The organism is Sinorhizobium sp. FG01 (assembly GCF_002531875.1).
In the GTDB taxonomy this organism is placed as follows: domain Bacteria; phylum Pseudomonadota; class Alphaproteobacteria; order Rhizobiales; family Rhizobiaceae; genus Sinorhizobium; species Sinorhizobium fredii_C.
Genome location: NZ_NWTB01000042.1, coordinates 1 through 12,655, shown reverse-complemented (window position 1 = coordinate 12,655; position 12,655 = coordinate 1). Strand labels below are relative to the sequence as shown.

12 protein-coding genes are annotated in these 12,655 nt (G+C 58.0%); 4 read left to right on the top strand and 8 right to left on the bottom strand.

The features are described from left to right. Positions 1–133: 133 nt before the first annotated feature. Positions 134–634, bottom strand: a complete 501-nt coding sequence (locus CO656_RS29035; RefSeq protein ID WP_097528088.1) for a GNAT family N-acetyltransferase — start codon at positions 632–634, stop codon at positions 134–136. A gap of 187 nt (positions 635–821) precedes the next feature. After that, positions 822–1,514, bottom strand: coding sequence for an HAD family hydrolase (locus CO656_RS29030; protein WP_028004340.1), 693 nt, complete (start codon positions 1,512–1,514; stop codon positions 822–824). A 659-nt stretch (positions 1,515–2,173) separates the two neighbouring features. Here CO656_RS29030 and CO656_RS29025 point away from each other — a divergent pair. Beyond that, positions 2,174–2,887: a GntR family transcriptional regulator gene (locus tag CO656_RS29025; protein ID WP_097528087.1), complete on the top strand. Its 714-nt coding sequence runs from the start codon at positions 2,174–2,176 to the stop codon at positions 2,885–2,887. Between the two features lie 670 nt (positions 2,888–3,557). On the opposite strand, the gene ugpC is transcribed toward CO656_RS29025, so the two are convergent. From ugpC to CO656_RS28995, 5 genes are all read right to left on the bottom strand, one after another. Continuing rightward, the gene (gene ugpC / locus CO656_RS29015; RefSeq protein ID WP_097528086.1) at positions 3,558–4,724 is read right to left on the bottom strand and encodes a sn-glycerol-3-phosphate ABC transporter ATP-binding protein UgpC; all 1,167 of its coding nucleotides are present in this window, start codon (positions 4,722–4,724) and stop codon (positions 3,558–3,560) included. Between the two features lie 75 nt (positions 4,725–4,799). Continuing rightward, positions 4,800–5,825: a Gfo/Idh/MocA family oxidoreductase gene (locus tag CO656_RS29010; protein ID WP_097528085.1), complete on the bottom strand. Its 1,026-nt coding sequence runs from the start codon at positions 5,823–5,825 to the stop codon at positions 4,800–4,802. A gap of 29 nt (positions 5,826–5,854) precedes the next feature. Further along, a complete protein-coding gene (locus CO656_RS29005) occupies positions 5,855–6,685 on the bottom strand; it encodes a carbohydrate ABC transporter permease (protein ID WP_097528084.1) in 831 nt (276 codons plus the stop codon). Position 6,686: 1 nt separating this feature from the next. Then, entirely contained in the window at positions 6,687–7,616 is a 930-nt protein-coding gene (locus tag CO656_RS29000) for a sugar ABC transporter permease (RefSeq protein WP_097528083.1), read from the bottom strand. 71 nt (positions 7,617–7,687) lie between these two features. Then, entirely contained in the window at positions 7,688–9,145 is a 1,458-nt protein-coding gene (locus tag CO656_RS28995) for an extracellular solute-binding protein (RefSeq protein WP_097528082.1), read from the bottom strand. Positions 9,146–9,389: 244 nt separating this feature from the next. Here CO656_RS28995 and CO656_RS28990 point away from each other — a divergent pair, with 244 nt between their 5' ends. Continuing rightward, the gene (locus tag CO656_RS28990) at positions 9,390–10,640 is read left to right on the top strand and encodes an ROK family transcriptional regulator (RefSeq protein WP_097528081.1); all 1,251 of its coding nucleotides are present in this window, start codon (positions 9,390–9,392) and stop codon (positions 10,638–10,640) included. A 209-nt stretch (positions 10,641–10,849) separates the two neighbouring features. Here CO656_RS28990 and CO656_RS28985 read toward each other — a convergent pair whose 3' ends face one another. Next, positions 10,850–11,029, bottom strand: coding sequence for a hypothetical protein (locus tag CO656_RS28985; protein WP_097528080.1), 180 nt, complete (start codon positions 11,027–11,029; stop codon positions 10,850–10,852). Between the two features lie 262 nt (positions 11,030–11,291). Between CO656_RS28985 and CO656_RS28980 the strand changes: the two genes are divergently transcribed. Together CO656_RS28980 and CO656_RS28975 are read left to right on the top strand one after the other, a co-directional pair. Next, positions 11,292–11,495, top strand: coding sequence for a cold-shock protein (locus CO656_RS28980; RefSeq protein WP_097528089.1), 204 nt, complete (start codon positions 11,292–11,294; stop codon positions 11,493–11,495). Positions 11,496–12,167: 672 nt separating this feature from the next. Then, positions 12,168–12,437 (top strand): hypothetical protein, encoded by a 270-nt coding sequence (locus CO656_RS28975; RefSeq protein WP_097528079.1) that lies wholly within the window; start codon positions 12,168–12,170, stop codon positions 12,435–12,437. Positions 12,438–12,655: the final 218 nt, after the last annotated feature.

Here is a 12,655-nt window from a genome sequence, read left to right as displayed (position 1 = left end):
TTGGCCTCCAGAGAGTTTTCTAGCGACCTCACTCTGCCACGGTGCAGACCGCTACTCACCCCTGATGGGATCTCAAGGCACGAAGGCAATGCCCAGCCGCGAGCGTGATGCAGTTCGCAATTTGCATCCGTGATCACTCTAAAAAGGCACCGTTGGCCTGCGTCAGCGCCTTGGTCATTAATGCCGCTTCGCCATATGGTGTTCGTACGGACTCTATCTCCTGCCAACCGGCTTTTGCGTAGAGGGCTTTTGCGTCCTCGGTTGTAAGGTAAAGGCTTCGATGGCCGAGCCGCCAAGCCTCTTGTTCCAGCCTCTTGATTAGCAGCAATGCTATTCCTTTATTGCGATGAAACGGATGGACGTAGAGCGACTTAAGCCAGGGAGTCAGATCTAACCTTCCTCGGAAATCGCTTTCCCACAGACTGACCATGCCTGCAGGTTTGTCAGCCTCGATCGCGATCAAAGTCAGCGGAATTGATTTTGTCTGTGCTCCCTCGAAGAACTCACGCTCTGCCTGCGCGAATGAGCCATCCGATTGGCAACCCCATTGCCCGAAAGCCCAGCTTGCACACACAGGAATGAAATTCGGATATGTTTCCAAGTACTCGACTGTGGTTCTGCTAGCGCCGTGCATCTTCTAACTAGTCCTCTTTTCTTCCAGGTGTTACGGGGTTCAGCGCGAAAGCAAAGCTCAAGGAGCGGCAATTAGCGTCAGGGTCGCCGATTAGAAACGTCACGGTATCTGCTGTGCTTTGTGCCGGTAAGCCCGAAGTGTCCGACAGAGCCTACGCGTTTGGTACACCGGTGGACTGCGTGAGCAACTACTCACATAAACTGTTCAATTGAAGCTTCTTAAGAATCTCCGGTAAGACTGCCATGTGGTTGAAGGTTCCCGTGGCGCCTGCTTCCAACAATTTCTCTGCGTGGCCCGAGACACAATGAGAACCGCCGACAAAGCCTATCACCCGCATCCGGGCTGCCACCGCCGCTTGAACCCCAGCAACACTGTCTTCGATGACCAGGCAGTTGGCGGGCTGTGTTTTCATGTTCTCCGCTGCGAACAGAAAGAGATCGGGTGCGGGCTTGCCGCGCGGAACCTCGGACGCGCTGAAGACATGAGGCGCAAAAAGGTCGTAAAGATCTGTAATCTCAAGTCCAGAACGCAGCTTTTTCGGGTCGCTGCTCGAGGCCACGCATTTTGCCAGGCTGATGGCGTTCAAAGCCTGTCGAATACCCGCGATGGCTTTGAGTTCGCACGAATATCGCTTGGAGATCTCTATCATCACACGTTGATGATGGTCATTCGGCAGGCGCAGGCCCGCCTCGGCTTCGATGATAGAATAGCTTTGCTGATCGGTCATGCCTATGAAACGACTATTATAAGCCTCAGCAGTTATGGCGTACCCTAATTTTGCGAGAGCCTCGACATGTACCTCGGTGGCGATGCTTTCGCTGTCGATGAGAACCCCATCGCAATCGAATATGAGAAGTTCTAGGAATTCGCAGGCGGGCATGCATTGAGTCATCCGTTAAGCCTTCACAATTCAAGCTACTCCACAGATCTCCAGATCCTCCCGGTCAGCGGCGGGAAAGTCGATTACACTTTGGGAGTCTTATTTGCTTCGCCAGGACCATCGGCACCGATTTTCACCCAAAATGAAATCACGCCGACATGAATTTAGTGCACGAAATCATCACGATCCATCAGCCTCTTGGCACTGTTCGCTCTGCTCATCCAGGACTACCGCGGCGAAAGTGACTGCACAGGCAACAATAATCAAGCAACATGTAAAATATATTTTTGAATATATTTCCTCGAACTGCGGCATTTGCTCCGCTAAGCATACCAATCTTCCGATATTTAGTGTCGCTCAATCCAAGTCCTCTGGAGTTGCACACCATGCTCCGTATTTTTCCCGCCATCTATCAGCTGGCGTGGCCTCAGTGATTGGAGGAACACGCTGTCGAGCTGGGCCGGATCTCGGATGCCCAGGTCCAGCGAAGCAGTACCGTTGGTGACCGCCGAACATCTGAGAAGCACGCGAAACTTCGTCAAGGTCGTTTCAACGGCACGGTTGCTCTCCCCGCCATTATGTGGAATGTGCCCCAACAAACTTGTTTCTGGCATCCTGCAGTAGATTGTCAAACGACATCGACAAAGGAGAGTGCGAAGATGTGGGTCTGTGATAATGCCGCCCAATGTCGTGGAATTGAGCCACCAAGAACGCGCGGAAAAGCGGATGCGGCCTATGATGCAGTAGTTCACTTGCTTTACAGCTACGGGCTTATGCCGGGGCAACAGCTGAGTGACGTTGAGTTATCGGCGAAACTCAACATTGGAAGAACTCCGGTACGCGAAGCACTTATCCGACTTGCAGCTGAGGGAAAGGTCATATCCATCCCCCAAAAGGGCTACTTCACGAGGCCCCTCACCGAATGGGCCATAGCGGACTCGTATGCTGTGGCACGAGAAATCCTAGCCTTCGCACTCGCCCGCGCAGAGCCTCAGGCTCGCTACCAACCGGCATCTTGTGAAGCATTGTCATCGGCCGAACCCGCGCGTCGAGCGGAAGCGATCTTCACTGAAATCGGCCAGAGGGCATCGAATTGTGAGATGTGCAAGATTATCGACAAATTCTGTTTTTGCACGCACCCCTTACGCGTGGAAATAACCGCGTCAGAGCATTCCCGCTCATTCAGGAGAAGCCTCGCAACGCTGAAGGATGCGATGCCGCAGCTAGGCAAAGCAACGAGCGTGGTGCAATCCGCATTGATGAGCCACCTTGATTTCGAACAACGCGCTCTAACACACGTTTTGGGCGTTGTGAATGGTCGATCATTGAATGCATCCATCTATAGCGAGCAGTTCATGAGCGTCCAGCGATGACTTCTGCCAGAGCTATTCCCAATTGCCCTGCCTGTGCTATGGCAGCGCACGTTTGGTCCAGCATTGGGTATGATGGTGCTTCCGGCGCGGGGGTTGTGATTGCGCTTGCAAAGGTGTGCACGTGAGCTAACCCGAATGAGAAAAATTCCGTCTGCCAATTATGGCAGCGTAGAGCCAATGCAGTCTATCTAGATGAGATCCGCCTTCTTGAGCGCCTCCTCCAACGAGGTCGCCCCAAGTAAGACAAGGGCTCGATCCAAGCACAGATTGATCTCTGCTTCGCTTTTTCCCTCGAGTAAGGCGATCTCGGAGACGCTCCTGCCCAGCGATATCCACCTAAGGCACGATCTTTCAAAGGGCGGAAGTTTCCACGTCGTCATAAACACCCAAATTCAGTCTGTTACCTCGTCATCGGAATCTGTTCTCGACTTTTGCAACGAAAGCTCAAAACTCGTCATTAGCCATGAGCAGGAAGAACTTCCCAAAGGTCGACACGTATCTCACACGCTACTCCCCATGATGTTGCTGATGAGGTCCAGAACCGCTCGTCCTCGAAATGCTGAACCAAAAAAAGGGCTGCCGTCGGGACCTGATCGACGGCAGCCAAGGCGCCCTGGGAGGGTCGGGAAACGATTGTAAAGGCGAGTCGGTGCTTGATCTTCCATCCGGATCAATCGCGAATAGCAGTTCCTGTCGACGGGTCGAACCAATGCAGCTTTTGCAATTCCACTGTCAGCGGCAGTCGCTGATTGGGCTCGGGCGTCGCTGCCGGCGGGATACGCGCCACCAGGCGATTGGTGCCCTTGCGATTGAAATCCTCCGGCTCCTCGGCGCCGTTGACATCGACGGGCGGGGACGCGATGTCGAAGAAGACATAGGTGTCGGCGCCGAGCGCCTCGGCGACCGGGACCGGCTCGTTGAACAGCGCCTCAGCTTCGGGACACACCAGAAACATCTCCGGTCGTATTCCGACGACGACCTGGCGTCCGCCATAGGCAGACAAGGCAGCGCTCGCGGGAACCGGAAAACTGATCCCGGTCCCCGCGATCGCCGCGCGCAGGCCTGCCCCCTCCGCCCGGAGTTCGGCCCGCACGAAGTTCATCGCCGGCGAGCCGATAAAGCCTGCGACGAAGATATTTGCCGGCCGGTCATAGAGCCGCTGCGGCGTGTCGATCTGCTGCAGATTGCTTTCCCCGGCGTTGCCGACGGGCTTGAGCACCGCGACCCGGTCGCCCATCGTCATTGCCTCGACCTGGTCGTGGGTGACATAGAGCGTGGTGACGCCGAGGCGCTGGTTCAGGAGCTTGAGCTCGGCGCGCATCTGGACCCTGAGCTTGGCGTCGAGATTGGAGAGCGGCTCGTCCATCAGGAAGGCCATGGGATGGCGGACGATCGCGCGGCCCATCGCCACGCGCTGGCGCTGGCCGCCCGACAGCGCGCCTGGTTTGCGCTGCAGATAGCGTGTCAGGTCGAGCATTTCGGCCGTGTCGCGGACGAGCTTGTCGATCTTGTCCTTCGGCATCTTGCGCTGCTGCAGGCCGAAAGCCATGTTTTCGTAGACGGTCATATGCGGATAGAGCGCATAGTTCTGGAACACCATGGCGATGTCGCGGTCCTGAGGCTCGGTGTTGGTGACATCCTGATCGTCCATCAGAAGCCGGCCGCTGTTCGGCGTCTCCAGCCCCGCCGCCATTCTCAGCAAGGTGGATTTGCCGCAGCCCGAAGGTCCGACCAGCACGACGAACTCGCCGTCGGCAACCGTGTAGCTCACGTTGGCGACGGCGACGGTCCCGTCTGAAAAGATTTTTCCAATCCCGTCAAAGGTCATGGACGCCATAATAATTCTACTCCAAGCATCAAGAGGCGAGGCAAACCATCCTCCGGACCGGAATGCCTCGTGAGGGTTAAAACATCAGCCGACGTTCACGGGTTTGCTGTTGGCGACCGACTCCTCGATGGCGGCTAGAACCTTTGTGTTGGCGAGGCCATCGTTAGCGTCCGCGAGCAAGGGGACGTCGCGCACCACGCTATCGACGAAGCGGGCGATGGACTCCTGCACGAAGCCTCCGATCCGGGTTGTGCCGGTGGGCGTTACGCCGATGTAGTCGTTGTATCTCAGGCCGCCTTCCATGACGCGGCGAAGACCGCCATTATGGGTTGGATCCGCCTGGATCTGGCCCTTCTCGCCGACGAACTCGATTTTGAAATCGACAAGAGACGGGTTGTCACGCGAGAGGATCCAGCTGTTCTCCATGGTCACGACCGTACCCTTTGAAAACTCCAGGATCGACACGTGGAAGTCTTTTGTATCGACGCCGCCGGCTGACAATGTGCCTGAACGGGCAACAGCGTAGACGCGGGTAACCTCGTCGGCGAGGATGAAGCGCAGGACGTCGACGAGATGACTGCCCAGGAACCAGAGCGCTGAAGACTTCGCAGCCCAGCTCAGCATCTGGAACGGCACGAACGTCGTGTTCGAAAGCCGCGCGGTGCCATGCTTTGCCAGTCCGATCTGGCCGTCCTGGATCATGTCCCGAAGCTGGGACAGGATGGGGTTCACACGGTTGTGGAAGTCGATCATCAGCTTGCCTTTGGACGTCGCCGCAGCTTCGGCAATGTCTTCGGCTTCTTTCACTGTCGTCGCCAAAGGCTTTTCACTCAGGACATGCTTGCCAGCCCTGAGCGCCGCGAGGATGATCGGCGTATGGGTGAAGTCGGGTGTTGCCACCGACACCGCATCAATATCGTCACTGGCAATCAGCTTCTGATAATCGGTGAAGGCCTCAGCTGCGCCGAAATTCTCCTTCATCTTGAACGCCCTGCCCTCATCGAGGTCGCAGACGCCGACGAGTTCGGTTTCCGGCAGGACGTTAAAGGTGTGGGCGTGGTTGTTGCCCCACAGGCCGGCGCCGATGACGCCCATGCGAAGTTTGCTCATTCAATTCTACTCCATTCAAAAGGGGGCGATCAGCCTTTCACCGAACCGAAGGTGAGGCCTCTGACGACGTAGCGGTCGAACACCAGGAAGATGATCATCGGCGGGATCATCGCGAGCACCGCGGCCGCGGCGATGTAGTTCCAGGTCACGCCGCTGGTGGCGAAATATCCCAGCGTCCCTATCGGAAGCGTGGCAGTCGAGCGCGAGCTCAGCACCAGCGGAAAGGCAGCATTGTTCCAGGCGAACACGAAGGCGAACATCGATGTGACGATGATGCCGGGGCGAACGATCGGAAGCGTGATCCGCCACATGATCGTATACCAGCGGGCCCCGTCGACGCGGGCGGCTTCCTCAAGTTCAGCCGGAACTTCGTCGATGAAGCTCTTCATCAGCCAGACCGAAAACGGGATCGTCAGCGTCTGCAGAACCAGCACGATCGAGAAGTAGGAGCCCTGCAGACCGATTCGGTTGATCAGCACGAAATAGGGGATCAGGAAGGCGATTGGCGGCGCCATCAACAACCCGAGATACCACAGCATGATGTTCTTCTTGCCGCGCAGCTTGAAGCGCGAGAGCGCGTAGGCCGCCGGTACCGAGAACGGCAGGTTGAGCAGCACGGCGCCAATGGCCACGATCAGAGAGTTCACCAGTTGCGGCGCATTGGTGCCTGGGTCGACGAGAATATGCCTAAAGGCATCGTGTGTCGGCTCGAAGGTGAGCTGCGGCGGCATCGCGAACGCCGTTTCGGCCGGACGGATGGCGAGCGCCAGGAACCAGATGATCGGTCCGATGAAGACCGCCAGGAACAGGAGGCCAGCAGCATAGGTAAGCGCAGTGTAGAACGTCGTGCGTCTTGACATATCACCACTCCTCATTGCCGAAGGCGAAGAACACGTAGAGGGCGACGATGATGTTGACGATCAGCACCGTGATCCAAGTCATCGCGCTGACCAGCCCGACATTGAAGTTCACCAGGCCCTGCTCGTAGAGCGAATAGCCGAGCGTGCGCGTCGAAGTCCCCGGTCCGCCGCGGGTCAGTACCAGCACGGTGTCGAAGGTGTTGAAGATCTGCATGAAGCGCAGCATGACGATGATGATCGCGGTGCGCCGGATGAGCGGCAGCTTGATGCGTATCAGGATCGTCCAGGCCGAGGCGCGATCGAGGCGCGCGGCTTCGATGATTTCGTCGGGAACAGAAAGCAGGCTGGCATAGAGAACGATGGCGAAGAACGGCGTCCACTGCCAGATGTCGACGAACAGGATGGCTGCCAGTGCCGTCGAGGGCGAGCCGAGAATACCTTCCGCCGGAATGGGCAGCGAAAGAGACTGCAGAACCCAGGTCACCAGGCCGCCGCCGGGATCGTAGAGATAGCGAAACAGAAAGCCGACGACGATCGGCGCGATCGTGGTTGGCAGGATCAGGAGCGCGCGCACGACATTCATGCCGGGCAGCGCCTTGAGCAGGACGAGTGCAATTGCCAGCCCAAGCCCGAACTCGATCGCGGTACCGAGGACCGACAGGATCAGCGTGTTGGTGAGCGCCGCGCGGAAATCGAAGGCATTGAGGGCCTGGACGTAGTTGTCAAAGCCGACAAACGCCAAGGGCTGCGGCCCAACCTGCAGGTTCCAGAAATAAAAGCTCGATTTGAGCGCAAAGAGCAGCGGGTAGGCGATCAGCGCCAGCAGCATGATGACCGAAGGTGCGATCAGCAGGTAGGGCAGATTTCGCCGGATAAAGCTTCTCCGGGCAGGCGCAAGCGCCTGTGGCATGCGAACAGTTCTAGAGTGCATTTCAAGGTCCAGTTCTTCTTCACTCGGTTCGCCGGCGCGAGCATTGCCGCGCCGGCACGAGGAGAACTCTATTACGCCTTGCTGAGCGTGCTGATCAGGGTTTTGGCCCCGTCGAGCGTGTCCGTGAAGCTTTCCTTCTGATACGGGATCATCAGATTGCCCTTGAGGATGCTTTCGAACAGGCCGTTGGTGCGCTCGAGCGCCGTCTTCGGATCTTCGCTGCCAGTCAGGAGCTGGTTCAATGTGAGGCCGAGGACGCTCTCGACGGCCGTATAGCCGGGGACCGGCGGGCGGGTGATCTTGCCGTTGCCCTGCTTCATCATCGCGTACTGCACGTCGAGGTAAGGATAGACCGCCTTCACCTCCGCGTCCTCGTAGAGCGAGGCGCGGGCAAAGTCGGAGAACTGGTAGTTGAGGTCCGGCCAGAGAGCCATTTTCTTCTGGGTCGCCTTCGACGTCGCCCATTTGATGAACGCGAAGCCCGCCTCCTGCCGCTCGGAACTCGAGGGGACGCCGAGGCTGTAGCCGCCGAGACTGACGGTCTGCGGCAGGCCTTCGGCCTTCGGCAAAGCGGCGGTTGCGTATTTGTCCATCACATCCGACTTCTTGCCGGTCATGTAGCCGGAATTCTTGACCAGGTAGAAATACGGCGTCCACCAGTAGAACATGCCGACATCGCCCTTGGCAAAGCGGGTGCCGGCATCGAACCAGACGTAATTGATCGCTTCGGGCGGCGAGAGCTTGTAGAGCTGCCGGTAGATCTCCACCGACCTTATCCAGGCCGAACCGGTCAGTTCCGGCGAGAAATCCCACGGAGCGCCCGGGAAGGATTTGAACCAGTTCGCACCATGGCTCACCGAAAGCTGGGTGAACATATGGGTGATCGGCGAGGGTTGCGAGCCACAGACCACCGTCGGGAACAGCGGATTGCCGCCGAACGACTTGCCTTCGAGCGCCTTCAGGGTCTCTAGGTATTTCGACCAGGTCCAGTCTTCCGAGCTCTCGGCCGGCGGTGCGGCGATGCCGAACTCATCGAAGATATCCTTGCGGTACATGACGCCCTGCGCATAGGCCGCAACCGGCAGCGTGCCGATTTGGCCGCGCCACATGTTCGAAGAATAGAGAACCTCGGGAATGAAGTCTGACAGATCGATGTCGCTGTCCTTGGCAATGAAGTCGTTCAGCGAAATAATCCAGCCATTGTCGAGATACTGACCGAGCCACATCTGATCGACGGCGATGACGTCTGCATCCGATGTCTTGGCGACGAAGGCCGAGACGAGGCGCGTCTGCAGCGCATCATAGGAGAGGCTTTCCAGCTCGACCTTGAGGCCGGTCTCCTTCTCGTATTCCGGGATCATTGCTTTCATCGCGAAGAAGAACGGGTCTTCGACAGACAGTACCCGTACCGTGCCGGCGGCGGCTGCACGCCGTGGCGCCACAAGCGCGCCGACGCCTGACGCCAGGAGCGCCGCGGCGGACGCCGACTTCAGCATGTTCCGGCGCGACATGTTTCCGATATATGTCATGAATGTCTCCTCAGTTATCTGTAATCCAACCTCAATCGATTTTCGGACGCGTTTAGCGCCATGCTCGACGTAGATTGTTACCCCTCGTCTGCCGTTGCAGCAGTTAGTTTGTACTTCGCACAAACTTATGCTACTGTCAAGAAGTCGCCAAACCGCGCTCGGTCTCGTGTGTGTGCGCAGGCTCCGTCTGGTCGAGCAAGCGCTCACAGGCTAGAAAGACCAGCTGCCAAATCGGAGATGCAAGTTGAAATTCGAGAATCAACCACCTTATTCGCTGGGGCAGCGCAGTCCTTCCCACAAGGACGCTGGCGACGGTGGCAACGTGACGCTTGTTTCACAGTCGACGTTGGGCGAGATCAATCGTGGCCGAGTGCTGCAGGCCCTGTACGACCACGGCCCCAAGAGCCGCGCGGAGCTTGCCCGTCTGGCAGGCGTGAACCGGACGACGATAACCGGCATCGTCCAGCCGATGATTGAAGAGGGCCTGCTCGTCGAAGGCGACGCGGTCCCCTCCGACTTCAAGGGCGGCAAGCCGGCGCGTCCGATCTATTTCAATCCGGAAGCCCCGATGCTCGGCGCCGTGCTTCTCTTGCCGAGCAGAATCCAGACATGCCTGGTGACTTTGAGCGGCGAGATCAACGCGCTCACCAAGGCAGAATTCGATCCGCATGGAGACAGGGATGTGTTCCTGGCGATCATGAAGGAGACCTTGTCGGCAACGCTGTCCCAAGCCCACCAGGCGCCGTTTGGAATTGGCATTGCCTCGGGGGGAATGATCGACAGCGATAACGGTGTGATCCTTGCCGTCAATCTCGCGCCGGTTCTGAGCGGTCTTCGCCTGGTCGACATCCTGCAGAATCATTTTTCGCTTCCCGTGGTCATCGATCACCACCCCCGCGCACTCCTCGTCGGCGACCGGTGGTTTGGACCGGGACGGGGCCAGCAGACGTTCGCGGCAATCTACACCGGTGAAGTGTTGGGCGGAGCCTTCTACATCGACGGACGGGTTTATCGGGGGCTTGCCGGCTCCGGAGGCGAACTTGGCCATACGGTGGTCCAGATAGATGGCGAGCTCTGCAACTGCGGCAAGCATGGATGTTGGGAAACCGTCGCCGCCCTGCCCTGGCTACGGCGAGAAGCGGCTCGACTCGGTTTGGCGAATCCCGAAGGTGTCACCTCCGCTCGCCTCGTCAAAGAGGCCGCCGAAGGATCGGAGGCCGCCGATGTTCTGCTCGATCGCTATACTCGCAATGTCGCGTTCGGGATCCTCAACCTGCAACAGACCCTGTCGCTCAACTCCTATGTCCTGCACGGCGACATCGCAGGTGGCGGCCCAGACGCCGCCGCACGCGTCAGGCAGCATGTCGAACACCTGGTCAGGAAGCGTCCAAACCAGGAGATTTCCATTACGGCGAACGGGATCGGAGAAGGTCACACCGCGTTACGGGGGGCCGCCGGCCTGGTCTTGTCCAGTCATCTCAAGTTGGTAATCTAGGCAGGACGAAGATCGCGAGGGCCGCGTTGCCATCGCGAACCGGCAGCAGCAAGCAGGCTCACCGCTCCACCGATCGGCCGCACCGGTTTCATGGCGCGTCATCGACTTGGGTACGACCCTCCCTTCCAACGAGATCACCCGTGGAGGATCGCCCCTTCGGGATTCGGCCGGAACGGATCACGCGAGGTCAGCCGGCGGGAGCGGTTCCGTCATGCACTTGTTGCGGCCTCGACCACCGGTCTCACGTCGCCGGCCTTCAACAGATCAATCGGCCGGCGGTCATTCAAGCGCGCATCCGGATTGACAAGGAAGTTGAGGACCGTCCCATCGTCATGCGTAGGGTTACTGTCGGGCGAGACCACGATACGGATGAACACCATATCGGCCATGGTATCGCAGCAGAATAGGTGCCGATGAAACTGTTGGAACCTCGTCGCCCCTAAACCAAGCGATGGCCCCCCGTGTCGTCACCGGCAACCGCGTAACCACTGATCCTTTCGGCCGACACATGATGAACCTCTGGACGCCTCCATTTGCGTGAGTGGTCCGATGCTCGGGACAAGATCAGGATCGAATAGATTGCGGGCGACACATTGCCGGCTTAAAGCTCTTCAAGCGGCAATCAGCCGTGAAAGCGTCGAGGATATGCTCATGGCCACTGGCACGGTTAAGTTTTTCAATGGAGACAAAGGATTTGGCTTCATTACACCCGAAAATGGAGGCGCTGACGTGTTTGTGCATGTGTCTGCCTTGCAAGGTGGCAGTTCGCTGAGCGAAGGACAGAAAGTGAGCTACGACCTAGGTCAGGATCGCAAGACCGGAAAATCGAAGGCAGAAAACGTTCGCGTTCTTTAACTGAGATCGTTCGATTGGTGGATCGGCCGCGGAGGCCGATCCTTGTTCTGGGAGACGAGATCTTCGACCGCTATGGGATCTAACCGTCGCCCGTAGGAGGCCTTCGCGACGACCGTTGGCTGACGGCCCATGGCGTGGGCAGCGGCCCCCTCTTTTGGTCCCCGCTCTGACGTCTTGCTCCTCGTACCGCGCTCGGCTCGATAGCTACTTATCCAGTCTCGGGGCTTGCCATAGGCTCGCGCGCGAATCCCTTGAGTGCTTCCCTGCTGCGGATTCTTATGTGGCCTCCCACGGAACGTATGAAATCGCTACCCTCCAGAATGGTCGACGGACGGCAAGCATCAGCGAGAGGAATTCGTGCGTCAGATGAATGTCGTCCCCGCCACCCGATCGATGCTGCGCTGGGGGAATCCACCAGGGGTCTCCACAACTGAGCTGGCGCCGCAGAGCGCTGACTGAAAGAATGCTCGGTTGGCGACATTTTGGACAGGCCAATTGTCGGGTTCGGGAGCCAAAAGTCGGCAAGTTGACAATGTATACGGTCAGACAAGGCGCAAAATCAGAAATCTCAGATTGGTACGCCGCTTGCCTCGTTCATGGCATCATTCACTTGAGCGATTGCGAGAGCGAGATGGGTAGCTTGGCAACATTGAGAAAAGGCGGAAATCAGCTATGCCGCAAACTGATGTACAGCGATTTGTCAACGACTTAGGGAGAAAAGCGAGCCTGCTTGAAAACGTCAAACCAATTGCTACAGGCCTTGCGTCGGTCGCGGCGGTCGGAAAGAGCCTCGACTACAACATCACGCCTGACGAGGTGAAAAGTTACATACGGTTGGCCAACCCACAGAAGGTAACCAGTAAGAGGATCGACGCCGAGGAAAAGTTGCCTGGCTTCGCCGCGGTCGTTGTAGCTGTTGTAGTTGTTGTTGTGGTGGTGTGATTCTGGCTCTGCCGGCATCGACTTCGCCGAGCCGGTGCCAAGAGAGCATGAAAGCCATCCTCATCGAGAATGAAACATGACATCAGGCCAGCAAGATATGCCTTCAGGGGCCCACTCGTACCCTCGGGGCGAACACTGCCGCTCCTTGGCAAAGCGGCAACGTTAACCGCGAACAAGGTGTCTCAAAGGCGGGAAATCCGCGTTTGCGAGCGACCATG

Coding starts and splice junctions, on each gene's coding strand:
- CO656_RS28995 (WP_097528082.1), bottom strand. CDS start 9,145: ATGACATATATCGGAAACATGTCGCGCCGGAACATGCTGAAGTCGGCG.
- CO656_RS28975 (WP_097528079.1), top strand. CDS start 12,168: ATGCCGCAAACTGATGTACAGCGATTTGTCAACGACTTAGGGAGAAAA.
- CO656_RS29035 (WP_097528088.1), bottom strand. CDS start 634: ATGCACGGCGCTAGCAGAACCACAGTCGAGTACTTGGAAACATATCCG.
- CO656_RS29000 (WP_097528083.1), bottom strand. CDS start 7,616: ATGCACTCTAGAACTGTTCGCATGCCACAGGCGCTTGCGCCTGCCCGG.
- CO656_RS29010 (WP_097528085.1), bottom strand. CDS start 5,825: ATGAGCAAACTTCGCATGGGCGTCATCGGCGCCGGCCTGTGGGGCAAC.
- CO656_RS29030 (WP_028004340.1), bottom strand. CDS start 1,514: ATGCCCGCCTGCGAATTCCTAGAACTTCTCATATTCGATTGCGATGGG.
- CO656_RS28985 (WP_097528080.1), bottom strand. CDS start 11,029: ATGGCCGATATGGTGTTCATCCGTATCGTGGTCTCGCCCGACAGTAAC.
- ugpC (WP_097528086.1), bottom strand. CDS start 4,724: ATGGCGTCCATGACCTTTGACGGGATTGGAAAAATCTTTTCAGACGGG.
- CO656_RS29025 (WP_097528087.1), top strand. CDS start 2,174: ATGTGGGTCTGTGATAATGCCGCCCAATGTCGTGGAATTGAGCCACCA.
- CO656_RS28980 (WP_097528089.1), top strand. CDS start 11,292: ATGGCCACTGGCACGGTTAAGTTTTTCAATGGAGACAAAGGATTTGGC.
- CO656_RS29005 (WP_097528084.1), bottom strand. CDS start 6,685: ATGTCAAGACGCACGACGTTCTACACTGCGCTTACCTATGCTGCTGGC.